Origin of the sequence: Pseudarthrobacter sp. NPDC058119 (assembly GCF_042884655.1) — a bacterium.
Classification (GTDB): domain Bacteria; phylum Actinomycetota; class Actinomycetes; order Actinomycetales; family Micrococcaceae; genus Arthrobacter.
The window spans coordinates 282512-298083 of sequence record NZ_JBHVTN010000002.1 but is presented as its reverse complement, the minus strand read 5'-3'; the positions used below and the strand labels follow the sequence as shown (position 1 = coordinate 298083).

16 protein-coding genes are annotated in these 15572 nt (G+C 66.6%); 7 read left to right on the top strand and 9 right to left on the bottom strand.

Annotated elements, in window-relative coordinates; genetic code table 11:
- Nucleotides 1-12: 12 nt before the first annotated feature.
- Both ACFVTD_RS06410 and ACFVTD_RS06405 read left to right on the top strand, forming a co-directional pair.
- The gene (locus ACFVTD_RS06410) at nucleotides 13-807 is read left to right on the top strand and encodes a hypothetical protein (RefSeq protein ID WP_387559769.1); all 795 of its coding nucleotides are present in this window, start codon (nucleotides 13-15) and stop codon (nucleotides 805-807) included.
- Between the two features lie 42 nt (nucleotides 808-849).
- Entirely contained in the window at nucleotides 850-1497 is a 648-nt protein-coding gene (locus tag ACFVTD_RS06405) for a GNAT family N-acetyltransferase (protein WP_387559766.1), read from the top strand.
- Nucleotides 1498-1781: 284 nt separating this feature from the next.
- Here the strand turns inward: ACFVTD_RS06405 and ACFVTD_RS06400 are convergent, their stop codons facing one another.
- Nucleotides 1782-3200, bottom strand: coding sequence for a PhoH family protein (locus ACFVTD_RS06400; RefSeq protein ID WP_387559763.1), 1419 nt, complete (start codon nucleotides 3198-3200; stop codon nucleotides 1782-1784).
- Between the two features lie 239 nt (nucleotides 3201-3439).
- The gene (locus ACFVTD_RS06395) at nucleotides 3440-4201 is read right to left on the bottom strand and encodes an isoprenyl transferase (protein WP_141161648.1); all 762 of its coding nucleotides are present in this window, start codon (nucleotides 4199-4201) and stop codon (nucleotides 3440-3442) included.
- A gap of 148 nt (nucleotides 4202-4349) precedes the next feature.
- Here ACFVTD_RS06395 and ACFVTD_RS06390 point away from each other — a divergent pair, with 148 nt between their 5' ends.
- Nucleotides 4350-5093, top strand: coding sequence for a hemolysin III family protein (locus tag ACFVTD_RS06390; protein ID WP_387559760.1), 744 nt, complete (start codon nucleotides 4350-4352; stop codon nucleotides 5091-5093).
- Nucleotides 5094-5120: 27 nt separating this feature from the next.
- Here ACFVTD_RS06390 and ACFVTD_RS06385 read toward each other — a convergent pair whose 3' ends face one another.
- Both ACFVTD_RS06385 and mca read right to left on the bottom strand, forming a co-directional pair.
- Nucleotides 5121-5462, bottom strand: coding sequence for a hypothetical protein (locus ACFVTD_RS06385; protein ID WP_387559757.1), 342 nt, complete (start codon nucleotides 5460-5462; stop codon nucleotides 5121-5123).
- Nucleotides 5463-5559: 97 nt separating this feature from the next.
- Nucleotides 5560-6465 carry a mycothiol conjugate amidase Mca gene (mca, locus tag ACFVTD_RS06380; RefSeq protein WP_387559754.1) on the bottom strand — a complete coding sequence of 302 codons (906 nt, stop codon included), beginning with the start codon at nucleotides 6463-6465 and terminating at the stop codon, nucleotides 5560-5562.
- Between the two features lie 133 nt (nucleotides 6466-6598).
- Between mca and ACFVTD_RS06375 the strand changes: the two genes are divergently transcribed.
- Nucleotides 6599-7057, top strand: coding sequence for a DUF4307 domain-containing protein (locus tag ACFVTD_RS06375; RefSeq protein WP_387559751.1), 459 nt, complete (start codon nucleotides 6599-6601; stop codon nucleotides 7055-7057).
- Between the two features lie 151 nt (nucleotides 7058-7208).
- On the top strand, nucleotides 7209-7703 hold the full coding sequence (gene greA / locus ACFVTD_RS06370; RefSeq protein ID WP_387559748.1) for a transcription elongation factor GreA: 495 nt from the start codon (nucleotides 7209-7211) through the stop codon (nucleotides 7701-7703).
- A 104-nt stretch (nucleotides 7704-7807) separates the two neighbouring features.
- On the opposite strand, the gene ACFVTD_RS06365 is transcribed toward greA, so the two are convergent.
- From ACFVTD_RS06365 to ACFVTD_RS06350, 4 genes are read right to left on the bottom strand one after another with little or no spacing between them, the layout of a single operon-like run.
- On the bottom strand, nucleotides 7808-8428 hold the full coding sequence (locus tag ACFVTD_RS06365; RefSeq protein WP_387560513.1) for a rhomboid family intramembrane serine protease: 621 nt from the start codon (nucleotides 8426-8428) through the stop codon (nucleotides 7808-7810).
- Nucleotides 8429-8445: 17 nt separating this feature from the next.
- A complete protein-coding gene (gene ilvA / locus ACFVTD_RS06360) occupies nucleotides 8446-9684 on the bottom strand; it encodes a threonine ammonia-lyase (RefSeq protein WP_141161183.1) in 1239 nt (412 codons plus the stop codon).
- A gap of 3 nt (nucleotides 9685-9687) precedes the next feature.
- A complete protein-coding gene (locus ACFVTD_RS06355; RefSeq protein WP_387559746.1) occupies nucleotides 9688-11028 on the bottom strand; it encodes an AI-2E family transporter in 1341 nt (446 codons plus the stop codon).
- Nucleotides 11029-11064: 36 nt separating this feature from the next.
- A complete protein-coding gene (locus ACFVTD_RS06350; protein WP_387559743.1) occupies nucleotides 11065-12033 on the bottom strand; it encodes an aldose 1-epimerase family protein in 969 nt (322 codons plus the stop codon).
- A 103-nt stretch (nucleotides 12034-12136) separates the two neighbouring features.
- Here ACFVTD_RS06350 and galT point away from each other — a divergent pair, with 103 nt between their 5' ends.
- Together galT and galK are read left to right on the top strand one after the other, a co-directional pair.
- Nucleotides 12137-13297 (top strand): galactose-1-phosphate uridylyltransferase, encoded by a 1161-nt coding sequence (gene galT, locus ACFVTD_RS06345; RefSeq protein WP_387559740.1) that lies wholly within the window; start codon nucleotides 12137-12139, stop codon nucleotides 13295-13297.
- Nucleotides 13294-14478, top strand: coding sequence for a galactokinase (gene galK, locus ACFVTD_RS06340; protein WP_387559737.1), 1185 nt, complete (start codon nucleotides 13294-13296; stop codon nucleotides 14476-14478). Before galT ends, galK begins: the two co-directional genes overlap by 4 nt.
- A gap of 89 nt (nucleotides 14479-14567) precedes the next feature.
- Here galK and ACFVTD_RS06335 read toward each other — a convergent pair whose 3' ends face one another.
- Nucleotides 14568-15500, bottom strand: coding sequence for a Bax inhibitor-1/YccA family protein (locus tag ACFVTD_RS06335; protein WP_387559734.1), 933 nt, complete (start codon nucleotides 15498-15500; stop codon nucleotides 14568-14570).
- Nucleotides 15501-15572 lie beyond the last annotated feature (72 nt).

The window sequence follows — 15572 nt, the reverse complement described above, 5'->3', positions numbered from 1 at the left end:
TAAAATGTGGATATGTCGACCTGGGACTCCCGGCGCGGCCCGGGTCCGGACTCTCCTGCCGCCCCGGCGGACCTTGCCGCCGTGTTCCGGAACCTGTGCCGGTCCTCCCCCTGGAAGTGGCAGTCGCTGCGCTTCGAGTACTGGGACCAGGCCTTTGCGTCTGCCCCCGCCCCGGGCGCCCCGTTCGTCCGCGCCTGGCTGCGGCGGCCGGGTGCGCTCCGCCTGGAAAGCCCCGAGCGGCTGGTCCTGCACAGCACCACGGGCATCAACGATTCCCGCGACGTCTTCTATGTCAGCGCCACGCGCAAATCCTGGCTCCTCCCGCCACACCTGGTCACCCCCGTCTATGACGACGGCGGGCTGGTGCGCCGCCGTCCGGAGGCAGCCTACGGCGAACCCGGCTTCGGCAACGGACGCTTCTCGGCGGCCCTGGATCCCGTGGAGCTCGCGGGCAACGCCCCGGTGCCCATCGAGTTTCCCGGCAGCAACGCGCTGGACATCCGGGAGGTGCGGTACTCCGACCACGAGGGCCGGCGGGTCCTTGAAGCCGTGGTGGTTCCCAATGCCGCGTACCGCCCCGCCGATCCTGCCGCTCCCCTCTGCCTTCCCGGCAGCTCCCTCCTTCGGGTGGACGTGGACACCGGAGTCTGTGTGTCCAGCCAGTCGCTGGAAACGGAAACGGAGGGATACGGCCACTGGATCCGGATCATCGCCGTGGACGAGTACATGCTGGATGACCTCTTCCTGGCCCAGTCCATGAACCTCACCGATGTCCGCCGGCACATCAGCTGGGACATACCGGCCTGAACGTGACAGCGTGCGTCAGCGCCCGTCGGCTAGGCTTCCCGGATGACCACGCTGAGCACACTCTGGCCCCTGTTCGACCTTCGGCTGACTACGCCCCGGCTGGAGCTCCGTCCCATCACGGACCAGGACATCCCGGCAGCAGTCGCTGCCGCCCGCAGCGGCATTCACGACGCCGCCAGGAACCCTTTCAGCACGCCGTGGACAGAACTGCCCGACGACGAGCTTGGCCCCAACATGGCCCGCTGGTACTGGCGCTGCCGCGGCGGGTTCACACCGGAGGACTGGACGCTGCTCCTGGGCATCTGGCACGAGGACCAATTCATCGGATGCCAGGATGTCGGCGCCAAGGAGTTCGCGGTCCGGAAAACCGTCTCCACCGGCTCGTGGCTCAAGCAGTCCGTCCAGGGCCGCGGGCTGGGCAGGGAGATGCGTGCCGCCGTCGTGCTCTGGGCCTTTGACTGGCTGGGCGCCGAAGTGGCCGAATCCGAAGCCGCGGCCTGGAACAGCGCTTCCCTGGGCGTCTCCCGTTCCCTCGGCTACGAACTGAACGGCACCAGCCGCAAGGCTTGGGGCACCAAGGTAGAGACACTCCAGCACGTCCGCCTCACCCCGAAAACCTTCAACCGCCCGGACTGGGAGCTGCAGGTAGAAGGCCACGAAGCAGCGGCCAGCTTCCTCCACGTGCGTTGAGTGCCTCTCCGGGGCTGGGTACGCCGGGCCACGGTCCTTCTCCGTCGCTTAGACACAGCGCATAGGGCCACCTCCGGTCGCTGGGCGACCTACGGCGGCCGATGCGCCGCGATGCGCTCCTACGAGAAGGGCCGCAACCCGGCTTGGGCGTGGGGCAGCCTTCCGGCAGCGTGCGTCAAAGGCGGGCCCACGCCGTCAGGGTTCCCTGGTCGAGCTTGCGAGGCCAGGGGGACGGTGGGGCGGAACGAGCCAGCACGCAGAGGAAGGGTGCCCCACGCACCCGGTCAGCCTTCGAGGAGCTCTGTCACCAGGGCGGCGATTGGCGAGCGTTCCGAGCGGGTCAGGGTGACGTGGCCGAAGAGCGGGTGTCCTTTCAGGGTTTCGACGACGGCGGCAATACCGTCGTGCCGTCCGACGCGGAGGTTGTCACGCTGGGCGACGTCGTGGGTGAGGACGATCTTGGAGTTCTGTCCCATGCGGCTCATGACCGTGAGGAGGACGTTCTTTTCGAGGGACTGGGCCTCGTCCACGATCACGAAAGCGTCGTGGAGGGAGCGTCCGCGGATGTGGGTGAGGGGCATGACCTCGAGCATGCCGCGGTCCATGACCTCCTCCACTACTTCCTGGCTGACCAGGGCGCCGAGGGTGTCAAAGACTGCCTGCGCCCACGGGTTCATCTTCTCGGACTCCGAGCCCGGCAGGTAGCCCAGCTCCTGTCCGCCCACCGCATAGAGGGGCCGGAAGACGATCACCTTGCGGTGTTCACGCCGTTCCAGCACGGCTTCGAGGCCCGCGCAGAGGGCCAGCGCAGACTTGCCGGTGCCGGCCCGGCCTCCGATGGAAACGATGCCGACGCCGGGATCCATCAGCATGTCGATGGCCAGGCGCTGCTCGGCGGACCGGCCGTGGAGGCCGAAGACGTCGCGGTCGCCCTTGACCAGGCGGACCTGCTTGTCCGCGCCCACCCGGCCCAGCGCTGAACCGCGGTTGGAGAGCAGCACCAGCCCGGTGTTGACGGGCAGTTCGGCGGCGGCGGGGATGAAGACGGGCTCGTGGCCGTACAGGGTGGCGATCTCCTGTTCGTCCGCGTCGATTTCCGCGACGCCCGTCCAGCCGGAGTCCTTGACCAGCTCATTGCGGTACTCGTCGGCTGTGAGGCCCATGGCGGAGGCTTTGACGCGCATGGGCAGGTCCTTGGAGACCACCGTGACGTTGCGCCCCTCGTTGGCCAGGTTCTTGGCAACGGCAAGGATGCGGCTGTCATTGTCCCCGCTGCGGAACCCCAGCGGCAGCACCTCTGAGGAAATGTGGTTCAGCTCCACCATGAGGGTGCCGCCCTCATCCCCGATGGGAAGGGGCTGGTTCAAGCCGCCGTGCTTGACCCGGAGGTCGTCCAGGAGGCGCAGGGCATTGCGGGCGAAGTATCCCAATTCCGGATCGTGCCGCTTGGCTTCGAGCTCGGTGATGACGACGACGGGGACCACCACGTCGTGTTCGGCGAACCGCAAGAGTGCCCGCGGGTCGGAAAGCAGGACGGAGGTGTCGATGACGAAGGTGTGGATGTCGGCTTCCCTTCCGGAGACAGCAAAACCGGCCGCAGCATCAGTTGCTGCGCCGGTCTCAGAGGTTGCTCGCTCGGCGCGAGAGGTAGCTTTTCCGCCCTGTCCAACAAGGACCTCGGGCAGTTGTTCAGAAGTAGCCACATCGACTCCAGCCCCGGGCGCCAGCCCGGAATTGTTATTGGTGAGGCGGCTCGGCCACGAGGCCGGGTCCGGCCTCCCATACAACCGGTGCGATGTTCCGCTCCATGTATTGGCCTCCCCGATCAGCCGGCGGTTTTGCCTGCTGATGGATATAACGTAAATCCACGGCGGCCCATTTCCGCAACTATTTGACGGCGATTTCTCCGGCGGATGTATGAACTCGTGATGAACCGGGGGTTTCAGGCGCCGAAGCGCCGCTGCCGGCCGGCGTAGTCCCGCAGCGCGCGTAGGAAATCGACCTTGCGGAAGGCAGGCCACAGGGCCTCGCAGAAGTAGAACTCGCTGTAGGCGCTCTGCCACATCAAGAATCCGGAGAGCCGCTGCTCCCCAGATGTCCTGATGACCAGGTCAGGGTCCGGCTGGCCGCGCGTGTAGAGGAAGCGTGAGATGTCATCGACGCACAGGTCGTCGGCGAGCTTGGAGATGTCCATGCCCTTGGCCACGGCATCGTGGAGGAGTTCGCGGACGGCGTCCACGATCTCCCGGCGGCCGCCGTAGCCCACGGCCACGTTCACGTGGATCTTTTCCCGGACAGGGGTCCTGGCTGTGAGCTTGTTCAGCCTCTCGGCCAGGTAGTCCGGCAGCAGTTCCGGGGCACCCATGGCATGGACGGAGATGTTGGCGTCTTCGTCCAGCCGGTCCAGGGTATTGGCGATGATCCCCATCAGCAGGTCCAGTTCCTCGCTGGAGCGGTTCATGTTGTCCGTGGAGAGCATGTACAGCGTCACCACTTTGACACCCAGTTCCTGGCACCAGCCCAGGAACTCGTGGATCTTGTCCGCACCGGCCTGGTGACCCTGGGCCGTGGGGGCGTTGAACTGCTTGGCCCAGCGCCGGTTGCCGTCCACCATCACACCGATGTGCCGGGGAATACGGTCGCGGGGAAGATCCTTGAGCAGCCGGCGCTCGTAATAGCCATAGAGGAACCCGGGCAACTCCACGCGTCCACTCACCTGACTTTCCTGCCGTACGTACATCCACATCCTAGGCTACCGCCAGCCGCCCTCCGGGACAGGCAGCACGGCAGGACGGGCCTCCGCGGCAAGTTACCCGGCAGTAACTTACCGGTCCGTAAGTTATTCTGGTGCCATGAACAGCGACTCTCCGCAGGCCACCCCGGCGCCCCGGCCGGAGGACAGGAACGCCGGTGCGGATCCGGAGCCCAGCGCGGTGGATGACGCCGCGGTCCGCCTGGCGGAACTGTTGATGATCAAGCCGAAATGGCGCGGCTGGATCCACACCGTGACGGCGCCGCTGGCACTCGCCGCAGGGATCATCCTGGTTGTCCTGGCCCCCACCGCGGACCGGCGGATCACCTCCGCTATCTACGCTGCTACCGGCGTCCTGCTCTTCGGAGTCAGCGCCGTCTACCACCGCGGCAACTGGTCACCGCGGGTCAAGCTCGTCCTGAAGCGGTTGGACCACACCAACATCATGCTGGTGATCGCCGGCACCTACACGCCGCTGGCCTGGACATTGCTGGAGCGGCAGCAGGCGGTGGTGCTCCTCTGGGTCATCTGGTCCGGCGCCATCCTCGGCGTCCTGTTCCGGCTGCTGTGGACCGATGCGCCGCGCTGGCTCTACGTTCCGATCTATATCGCACTGGGCTGCGGCGCGCTCTTCTACCTGCCCCAGTTCTTCCAGGCCAGCATTCCGGCAGCCGTCCTGGTCTGCGTGGGCGGGGTCCTCTACATCACGGGCGCCGTGTTCTACGCACTGAAGAAGCCGAATTTCAGCTACCACCACTTCGGCTTCCACGAACTGTTCCACGCGTTCACCGTGCTTGCCTTCGCGGCCCACTTCGTGGCGATTGCCCTGGCGGTCCTTGCATAGAACGCCCGGAACCACCGCGCGCTTTCCCTACTCGCGGGGCCGTGAAAGACCGTCGGCAGGACCGCTTCCGCTGGCCTTCGGTGCTGCCTGGTGCGTGCCGCCGTCGAGCCCGTCCTGGGCGTCCGCCGCGTCAATGTCTGCCTCGGCAGCGGCGGCCTGGCGTTCCTCCTCGACCTGGGCGCGGTAGCGGACGCGGCGGATGCGGCGCACCATGTCCACGATGAGCAGGGCGGTGGCCACAACGAAGAACGCCGTCATGATGAAGCCCAGCAGGCCCGGCGTCACTTGGTCCTCGGAAATCCCGTCCCGGAGCGTCGGAGTGGGCAGCGGGCTCGGCGTGGTGGCGAGGCTCAAGAGCAGAGAATGCACGGTAAATACCTTCTGGTGGAACGGATGCAGCAGGACGCGGAGGAAACGGCCGGTCGCCGCGCCTGTCTTCTACGCAAGATAGAAATAGCCTGCGTTTCTATCTTAGCCCGGCGAACAAGTCCTTCTCTGGGAGTTCTGACGGCACCCGCGAGTGGATCAGGGAGTAGTCCTCCCATGGCCAGACCCTGCGCTGCATGTCCGGCGACACCGCGAAGAAGAACCCCAGCGGATCCACCTGGGTGCTGTGGGCGCGCAGGGCGTCGTCGCGCACTTCGAAGAAGTCGCCGCAGTCCACCTGGGTGGTGGTGGGGTGCGCGGCCGGAGGCGGGGTGTGGCCCTCGGCGTCCGACTCCAGCCAGGCCGCTAGGCGTTCAGCGTACGGAGACTGCAGCCCCGCCTCTTCGAGGGCAAAGTGCAGCGCCCGGAACCTTTCCGGGCTGAAGGCACGGTCGTAGTAGAGCTTGCTGGGCTCCCAGGCTTCCCCCGCCCCGGGGTAGCGTTCGGAATCCCCGGCGGTGTGGAAGGCTTCCACGGCCACCCGGTGGGCCATGATGTGGTCCGGGTGGGGGTAGCCGCCGTTCTCGTCATAGCTCAGGATCACGTGGGGCTTGAAGGACCGGACCAGGCGGACCAGGGGTGCCGCGGCCTGCTGGAGGGGCAGGGTGGCAAAGGACCCGGCCGGAAGCGGCGGCAGCGGGTCGCCTTCCGGCAGGCCCGAGTCCACAAACCCGAGCCACTGCTGGCGGATGCCCAGGATGGCGGCCGCCTGCTGCATCTCCAGCCTCCGGGCACCGGCCATGTCCCTTTTGGGATGCGGCACGCCTTCCATAGCAGGGTTCTGGATGTCGCCGCGGGAACCGTCGGTGCAGGTTGCCACCAGGACGTCGACACCGGCTGACGCGTACATCGCCATGGTTGCGGCGCCCTTGCTGGATTCGTCGTCCGGGTGGGCGTGGACCGCGAGCAGCCGGAGCGGAACCTGGGGGTTGCTGGACGCTGTCATGGAGGGGACGGCTCCTTATTCGTTGTGCGCGGCTTGTGGCAGCTTACGGTTGTAGGGCGCGGCGCATTGGCCCGGGAGGCGGCAGCCGCAGCCGCCGCGAAGGGTCCAGCGGAAAGGGCACTAAACTGGTCTGGTGACTTCCCCGGACCAGCCGGCCCAATCCGCGCCCGCAGACACTAGCCTAGCCAATCGGTATGGTGCTAAAAAGCGCCGGCTCTCCCCCAAAGCCGCGCGGGCTGCGATCGGCGCCGCGCTCGTCGTCGGAATCGGCTTTCTGGCTTGGGTGACCACCTCCAACTCGCTGTCAGGGGTGACGTACAAGGACGTGGGGTACAGCACCACCGATGCCACGCTGGCGGAAGTGGATTTCCAGGTCACCAGGGAACCGGCCAACCCCGTCAAGTGTGCCGTGAAGGCGCTGGACTCCAAGTTCGCGGTGGTGGGCTGGAAGGTGGTGGACATTCCGCCGTCGGCAGCGGACGGGACAGCCGACGGCGGCAGGACAGTCGCCCAGCGCGTCACGTTGCGCACGGAGTCGGCGTCGGTCTCCGGCGTGGTGGACAGTTGCTGGATTCCTGGCGGAACGTCGTAAAGGATGTGATGCGCGACGCTTGCCTGTTGGGTTATCTCCAGAGGATTGACTACAATGGAGAGATACCTTTACCCCGCTGAGCTGGTTACTGTTCCACAAGTGGCCACCGTGGCGGGGTCTTTTGCATGTAGGACCACTAGAGGAGAAGTCCGTGTCTACCACCAACAGCGCATCTGCAGCCTGGCTTACCCAGGAAGCTTTTGACCGCCTGAAGGCAGAGCTGGACCACCTTTCCGGCGCAGGCCGGGCGGAGATCGTCCAGAAGATTGAAGCAGCGCGGCAAGAGGGGGACCTCAAGGAAAACGGGGGCTACCACGCGGCCAAGGAGGAGCAGGGCAAGATTGAAGCCCGCATCCGCCAGCTCACGGTACTGCTCCGGGACGCCCATGTGGGTGAAGCGCCTGCCGATGACGGCATCGTGGAGCCCGGCATGATCGTGGTCGCCAGGATTGCCGGCGATGAGGAGACGTTCCTGCTGGGGTCGCGCGAAATCGCAGGCGGCTCCGACCTGGATGTCTTCAGCGAAAAGTCGCCCCTCGGTGCAGCCATCCTGGGGCACAAGGAGGGCGAGACCCTCAGCTACGTGGCGCCCAACGGCAAGGACATCAAGGTGGAGATTCTCTCTGCCAAGCCCTACACCGGCTAATACCGGCAGGCACCCCGTCCTGCAAAAAGCGGTGGCCGTCCCCAGCTGGGGACGGCCGCCGCTTTTTTGTGCATACAGCGTGCTGTGCGCAGAGGTGACCGGAGTCAGGACTCCCGTGTGAGCACGGGCGCCCGTGGACGCAGCAGCAGCGCCGCCACTACTCCGCCCGCAGCGCCGCCCAGGTGCGCCTGCCAGCTCACGTAGCCCGCAACGAAGGGAAGGGCACCCAACAGGATGCTTCCGTAGCCCATGAAGAGGACAACTGCGAGCAGGATCTGCCGCCAGCTGCGGTTGAAGAAGCCACGGACCAGGAGGAAGGCAAAGAGCCCGAAGACAAGCCCGGATGCGCCCACCGTGACACCGTCGCCGATGAGCCAGACAGCCACCCCGCTGCCGAGCCAGCTGAAGGCCAGGGCCGTGAGGAAGACGCGCAGCCCTGAAAGGAAGACCAGGAACCCGAAGATGACTAGGGGCAGGCTGTTGGACAGCAGGTGGTTGAAGTTGGCGTGCAGGAGCGGGAAGGTGAAGATGTCCAGCAGCCCGTCGGCGCTCCTGGGCCGCAGCCCGAAGGTGCGCGTCAGGGCGCCCATCATCAGCGTGTTCACCACTTCGATGGCGAACAGCAGTGCCACGAATCCGCCAAGCACCAGCAGGCCGCCCTTGGCGCGCGACGCGATGGTCTGCCGGTCCGTGCCCCGCCCGCTGCTCCCCAGTCCGCTACCCAGCCCGGCCACGGCCGTACCTAGTGGACGACAATCGGCTGGAAACCCTCGGCGCGAAGTGCACTGAGGACCTGCTCGCCATGCTGGTGGCCCTTGGTCTCAAGGTTCACGGTGATGGACACATCTCCCATGCTGATCGAGCCACCCACCCTCGTGTGGTCCAGGCCGGTGACGTTGGCGTCGTTTTCGGCAATGATGCGGGCAATGGTTGCCAATGAACCGGGGCGGTCGTCGAGCATCATCCGCACGGTCATGTAGCGTCCGGCAGCGGAGAGGCCGCGCTGGATGACTTTGAGCATCAGCATCGGGTCGATGTTTCCCCCGGAAAGGACCACCACGGTGGATCCGGGGTTCTCGATCTTGCCGTCCATGAGTGCGGCGACACCCACGGCCCCGGCGGGTTCCACCACCATCTTGGCCCGCTCCAGCAGGAAGATCAGGGCGCGGGCCAGGGAGTCTTCACTGACAGTGACTACATCGTCAACCAGTTCGCGGATGATGCTGAAGGGCAGCTGTCCCGGGCGTCCCACGGCGATGCCGTCCGCCATGGTGGAGACCTTCTTCAGGGGCACCAAAGCGTCGGCGGCGAGTGAGGGCGGGTAGGCGGCAGCGTTCTCCGCCTGGACGCCGATGATGCGGATCTCCCTGCCAAGTTCCCTGGCGCGGGCCTTGATGGCGACGGCGACTCCTGCGAGGAGGCCGCCGCCGCCCACGCCCATGAGGACCGTGTCGACATCCGGGACCTGTTCAAGGATTTCCAGGCCTACGGTGCCCTGGCCTGCCACCACGTCCACATTGTCGAACGGGTGGACGAAGACCATGCCGGTTTCGTCGCTGTAGCGCTGGGCTTCGGCGAGCGCCTCGTCCACGTTGTGCCCGTGCAGGATGACTTCGGCGCCATGGCTCCGGGTGGCGGCGAGCTTGGGCAGCGCTACGCCCAGGGGCATGTAGATACGGGCTTTGATGCCAAGGCTCTTGGCGGCAACGGCAACGCCCTGGGCGTGGTTGCCGGCCGAGGCTGCCACGACGCCCCGTTTTTTCTCTTCCGGGGAGAGCCGGGCCATGCGGACGTAGGCTCCCCGGACCTTGAAGGATCCGGCGCGCTGCAGGTTTTCGCATTTGAAATGGACGTCGCCACCCACCATGCCGCCCAGGGCCCGGGACGATTCAACGGGGGTGCGCGCAATGATCCCGTCAAGCAGCTTCTGCGCCTCAAGGACATCGTCCAGTGTGACGGGAAGGGTTTCAAGGATCTTCACGGACTACTCTCCTCTGGGTTTTGCCCCGGTGCCCTCCGGAGAGGCGACGTGGGCATCACGTTGTTCGGATGACGTGCCAGCTTCCGGACCGTTCCCGGCGTCGGATGCAGTTGGCGGTTCAACGTCCTCGATGGTGTTGTCCCCGCCCGCTCCGGCTGTGATGGGCCTCCCGGCGATTACCGGCACTTGTTCATGTTCCCACGTTCTGGCGGCAATGTAGCGAACGGCCGAGTTTGCTACGGCCAGGATAGGCACGGAGAACAGCGCTCCGGGAATGCCTGCGAGGTACGAGCCTGCCGCAACGCTGAGGATCACGGCGACCGGATGGAGTGACACTGCCTTGCCCATGACCAGGGGCTGCAGAATGTGCCCCTCAAGCTGCTGGACCAGCAGGACGATGCCCAGCATGATCAGGGCGTTCACGGGACCGTTGGCCACCAGAGCAAGGAGGACGGCGACGACGCCGGTCACCAGGGCGCCTACCACGGGGATGAAGGAGCCGAGGAACACCAGCACCCCCAGGGGAAGCGCCAGCGGGACACCGATGATGGCGGCCCCCACACCGATGCCCAACGCGTCGACGGCGGCCACGAACATTTGGATGCGCGCGTAGCTGACCATGGATGCCCAGCCCTTTTGGCCGGCACCGAAGGTTGCTGCCCGGGCTTTGCGGGGAAGCATCCTGACCAGGAAGGCCCAGATCCGGTCACCTTCCAGGAGGAAGAAGATCAGGATGAACAGTGAGAGGAGCATGCCGGCGGCGAAGTGTCCGGCGGTGCTGCCAAAGGACAGGGCTCCGCTGAGGATGCTGCTGCTGTTGTTCTGCAGAGCGTCGGTGGCTTCCTTGACGTACTGGTCGATCTGGGTGGCGGTCAGGTGCAGCGGGCCGGCCGACAGCCAGTCCTGGACCTGCCGGACGCCTTCGAGGGCCTGCGAGTAGAGCTCGCCGAAACCGACCACCAGCTGCCTGCCCACCAGTGCCAGCGCACCTGCGATGACGCCGATGAACCCGATCACGGTCACCGCCACGGACAATCCTGCGGGCAGCCCGCGGCGCTTCAGCCATGCCGTGACGGGGCTGAGCAGCCCGGCCAGGAGCGCGGCCACCATGATGGGAATGATCAGGAGGGTGATGTGGCTGAGCAGCCACACCAGTGTCCCGGCCATCAGGAGGATCAGGCCCAGCCGCCACGACCAGGAGGCGGCGATCCGGATACCGTACGGGATGTCCTTGTCCAGTTCACGGTCGGTGAGGACCCGCAGGGGCGCGGCGGCGGCAGGGGCCGGCACTGGGGGTACCGGTGCGGGATGGGCAAGGGTAACGTCGTCCTCTTTTGGCGTCATGTACCAATACTTCCCCAGCGCCGTCCCGATAGGAAACTACTGGCCCGCCGTGCCGGGGGTGTAGTCGATCCCCCATTCCATGCTGAAGGACTCCCCCGGCGCCAGCCATCGAAGGCCCTCGCCGGAGTTGAAGGCGTTGGCCGGTCCCGTCATCGGCTCCACCGCCACCGCCCGCGTCCGGCCCGGATAGACCGCGCTCACGAAGACATGGACGTACTGGCAGGATTCGTCCTGCCAGAGCGATACGCAGCTGCCGTCATCCGCGGCCAGGGTATGCCTGGCCAGACCGTCCTCGAAGCGGAGGTCCGTCAGGGCGACGTCGACTGCAAGGTCCGCGATGTGACGGCCGGCCCGGAAATCGACGTCCCCGTCGACCGGGGCCGCACTGCGCGGGATGAGGCGCCCATCGGTTACCAGCCGGGTGGCGGCAGACACGGTCAGCTGCAGTTCCTCAACCGGAGTGTCACCGACGCGCAGGTAGGGGTGGGCGCCGAGGACGAAGGGCGCGGCGGCAGTGCCGTCGTTGGTGAGGGTTTGCCGGACGTGCAGCCCCAGGTCTTCCGAAACCTGGTATTCCACCCGGTGCCGCACCAGGAACGGGTAGCCGTGTTGCGGAAAGGCGGTGGCTTCCAGCGCCACAGCGTGGGGGGATTCGCCGACGCGGACGTAGCCCGCGTTTCGAAGCAGGCCGTGGCTGGCATTGTTGCGGGACACTTCGGTGATGTCCAGTTGTTGCTTCTTGCCGTCGAGGAACCATTGTCCGTCCTCCACCCTGTTGGCCCACGGGGCAAGCGTGATGCCGGCGCCGCCCGGTGCGATCTCGTCATCGCCGTAGGTCTCGGTCAGGAGGAACCCGCCGCGGCTGAATGAACGGAGGCCGGCGGCGAGCTCGGTCACCACGGCCACGGCGTCACCCCGGCGGAGCTCGTATTGCCGGCCGGTGGCGCAGGGCCGGGCGGGGGCAGGGGCAGTAGTTTCCGGTTCCGGTTCGGAAGAGGCAGTCATGGGGTTTACCGTACAACGACCGGCCGGGCACCTCCATCCACACCCCACTGTTACATTTTGTTCTTAACTATTCATTTTTGATCGTTTGTGCCACACTTTTTGCATGACAGGGATCACCAGCACCAATCTCTCCGACGGCCGGGAGCTTTTCTACTTCGATGACGGCGGCAACAGCGGCCCGCGTGCAGCGCACTCCACCACCGACCAACGCGGGCTGCCGCTGCGGGCGGAACCCGGCGAGGTGCGTTTCGACGCGCTGACCGACGAATGGGTGGCCATCGCAGCTCACCGCCAGTCCCGCACCCACCTGCCCCCGGCGGACCAGTGCCCCATCTGCCCCACCACCCCCGGAAATGCTTCCGAGATCCCCGCTGGCGACTATGACGTGGTGGTCTTCGAAAACCGGTTCCCCTCACTGGGACCGGCGCTGGGGCAGGTTCCGGAAAATGCCGCATGGGGAACCAAGGGCCCCGCCTACGGCCGCTGCGAGGTGGTGTCCTTCACTCCTGACCACACCGGGTCCTTCAGCGGGCTGAGCGAGGAGCGGTCCCGGACCGTGGTCGAGGCATGGGCACAGCGCACCGCCGCCCTGAGCGCCATGGCGGGCATCAAGCAGGTGTTCCCGTTCGAGAACCGCGGGGCCGACATCGGCGTGACCCTGCACCATCCGCACGGGCAGATTTACGCCTACCCCTACGTCACGCCGCGCGCCGGTGTCCTGGGTGCGGCGGCCCGGAAATATTACGACGCCAGGGACGGCCGCGATACGCTCACCGGCTCGCTGCTGCGCGCTGAGCGGGAGGACGGCAGCAGGATGGTGGTGGAAGGAAAGCACTTCAGCGCCTATGTACCCTTCGCTGCCCGGTGGCCGCTGGAAATCCACCTGGTTCCGCACCGCCAGGTCCCCGACATCGCCTCATTGGGCTTGGAGGAGAAGGACGAGTTGGCCCACGTCTACCTGGACCTGCTCAAGCGGGTTGATGCCCTCTATCCCACCCCCACCCCCTACATCTCGGCCTGGCACCAGGCCCCGCTGGACGCGGTCCTGCGCCCGGCGGGCTACTTCCACCTTCAGCTGACATCCCCGCGCAGGGCCGCCGATAAGCTGAAGTACCTGGCCGGGTCGGAAGCGGCAATGGGCGCCTTCATCAACGACACCACCCCCGAAATCGTGGCGGAACGGCTCCGCACTGTTGCCGTCCCGCCGTCGTCCACGCCTGCTGCTGCCGCCCTCGCGGCCAGCACGGAAGGAGCACACGCGTGAACACCCACGACCACGACCACGACGCCGGGGCCGCCGCGCCACAGGAACTGGCGGCCCGTTTCGAACAGGAATTCGGGGCCGTCCCCGACGGCGTGTGGCAGGCGCCGGGACGGGTGAACCTCATCGGCGAACACACGGACTACAACGAAGGCTTCGTGCTGCCCTTCGCCATCGACCGCACCGCCCGGGTAGCCGTGGCCGTCCGGCAGGACTCCGCAGTCCGCCTGTTGTCGACCTACGGCGACCAGGGCATGGTCACCACCTCGCTGGAGTCACTGCGGCCCGGAACTGCCAAGGGTTGGACCAAATACCCCTTGGGCGTCATGTGGGCCCTCCGGGAACGGGGGATCGACGTCCCGGGACTGGATCTCCTCCTCGGCTCCAACGTCCCGCTGGGTGCGGGCCTGTCGTCGTCGCACGCCATTGAATGCGCCGTCATCACGGCACTGAATGACCTCACCGGCGCCGGGCTGGCGGCCGAGGACATGGTGCTGGCAACCCAGCGGGCGGAGAACGACTTTGTGGGTGCGCCCACCGGAATCATGGACCAGTCCGCGTCGCTGCGCGGCTCGAAGGGCCATGCGGTGTTCCTGGATTGCCGGGACCAGGCGGCGCGCCTGGTCCCGTTTGAAACCGAACCCGCCGGCCTGGTGCTGCTGGTGATCGATACCAAGGTGTCGCACTCCCACGCCGACGGCGGCTACGCCTCACGGCGGGCATCGTGCGAGCTCGGCGCCGAGGTCATGGGGGTGAAGGCCCTGCGCGACCTCAAGGTGGCGGACCTTGAGGAGGCCAGCGGGTTGCTGGACGAGGTCACCTTTCGCCGGGTGCGGCACGTGGTCACCGAGAACGACCGGGTGCTCCAGACGGTGGAGTTGCTGGGCGGGCCCGGCCCGGGCGCCATCGGCCCCGTGCTGGACGCCAGCCACGCGTCCATGCGGGACGATTTCGAGATTTCATGCCCTGAGCTGGACCTGGCCGTGGACGCCTCCCGGGCCAACGGTGCCCTCGGTGCCCGCATGACCGGCGGCGGGTTCGGCGGGGCAGCCATTGCCCTGACCCCGGTGGACGCCGAACAAAACGTGCGTGACGCCGTCGTAAAGGCTTTCGCGGACGCCGGCTTTGCGGCCCCGGACATCTTCACGGTCTCCCCTGCGGCCGGAGCCATGCGGATCGCCTAGGCAGGCCTCGCTTTAACTGACCGTGGGCCCCACCGGTTCGGTGGGGCCCACGGTCAGTCAAAGTACGACGGCGGAAGTTGCCGGAGTGCCTAGTCGTCGCCGCGCAGGATGGCCAGCAGGCGGATGATCTCCACGTACAGCCAGACCAGCGTGACCGTGAGGCCGAACGCTGCGGTCCAGGAGAAGCGCTGCGGGGCGCCGCTGCGGACGCCTGCCTCAATGCTGGTGAAGTCCATGATCAGCGAGAAGGCGGCGAGGCCGATGGCCAGCAGGCCGATGAACACGCCCAGCGGGATGCCGAAGATCTCAACGGAGGTACGCAGGCCAAACGGGCTCTGCACGGCACCTGTCCACATCATGACCATGTTGATCAGCGCAAACACTGCATAGCCGATAACAGCGATCATGAAGAACCGCATGGCCTTCGGGGTGGCCCGGACCTTGCCGCTCTTGAAGAGGAGCAGGGTCACGGCGAAAACGGAGAGCGTACCGATCACGGCCTGCAGCCCGACGCCGGGGAACATGCCATCCAGGATCCGGGTCAGGCCGCCCAGGAAGAGGCCTTCCAATGCCGCGTAGGCCAGGATCAGCGCCGGCGACGGCTGCTTCTTGAAGGTGTTCACCAGGGCCAGGACGAACCCGCCCAGGGCACCGACCACCATCAGCAGCGAGGCCAGGCCCTGCGCCACCACCAGGGTGACTGCCGCGCCGGCAACCACCGCGGCGAGGCAAGCGGCGGTCTTCATGATGACGTCGTCGAAGGTCATCCGGCCGGTGTCCGCCGGGCCCGCCGACGGCTGGCTGTACATCTGCCGCAGCTGATCGTCCGTCATGCTCTGCGGCTGGGTGCCCCAGCCCTGCTGGCCGTAGGGTGCCTGGCCATACGGCTGCTGGCCGTAGGGAGCCTGGCCGTACGGCTGCTGGCTGTAGGGAGCGCCATAGGGAGCCTGCGGGACAGGCGGTGCCTGGGTGGCTCCACGGAAACTCTTTCCGTTGAAGATCGGGTTGCCGCCAAGTGCCATTGCGGTGTTCCTCCATGTGGGTGTGGGTGATGGGCTTTTTGTTACGCTACCAATTCCCACGCGGGGGCCGCC

What these genes read in the sequence shown, in the direction of transcription:
- galT (WP_387559740.1), top strand. Translation starts at nt 12,137, where the DNA reads ATGACAGGGATCACCAGCACCAATCTCTCCGACGGCCGGGAGCTTTTC.
- ACFVTD_RS06355 (WP_387559746.1), bottom strand. Translation starts at nt 11,028, where the DNA reads ATGACGCCAAAAGAGGACGACGTTACCCTTGCCCATCCCGCACCGGTA.
- ACFVTD_RS06405 (WP_387559766.1), top strand. Translation starts at nt 850, where the DNA reads ATGACCACGCTGAGCACACTCTGGCCCCTGTTCGACCTTCGGCTGACT.
- ACFVTD_RS06390 (WP_387559760.1), top strand. Translation starts at nt 4,350, where the DNA reads ATGAACAGCGACTCTCCGCAGGCCACCCCGGCGCCCCGGCCGGAGGAC.
- mca (WP_387559754.1), bottom strand. Translation starts at nt 6,465, where the DNA reads ATGACAGCGTCCAGCAACCCCCAGGTTCCGCTCCGGCTGCTCGCGGTC.
- ACFVTD_RS06350 (WP_387559743.1), bottom strand. Translation starts at nt 12,033, where the DNA reads ATGACTGCCTCTTCCGAACCGGAACCGGAAACTACTGCCCCTGCCCCC.
- ACFVTD_RS06335 (WP_387559734.1), bottom strand. Translation starts at nt 15,500, where the DNA reads ATGGCACTTGGCGGCAACCCGATCTTCAACGGAAAGAGTTTCCGTGGA.
- ACFVTD_RS06410 (WP_387559769.1), top strand. Translation starts at nt 13, where the DNA reads ATGTCGACCTGGGACTCCCGGCGCGGCCCGGGTCCGGACTCTCCTGCC.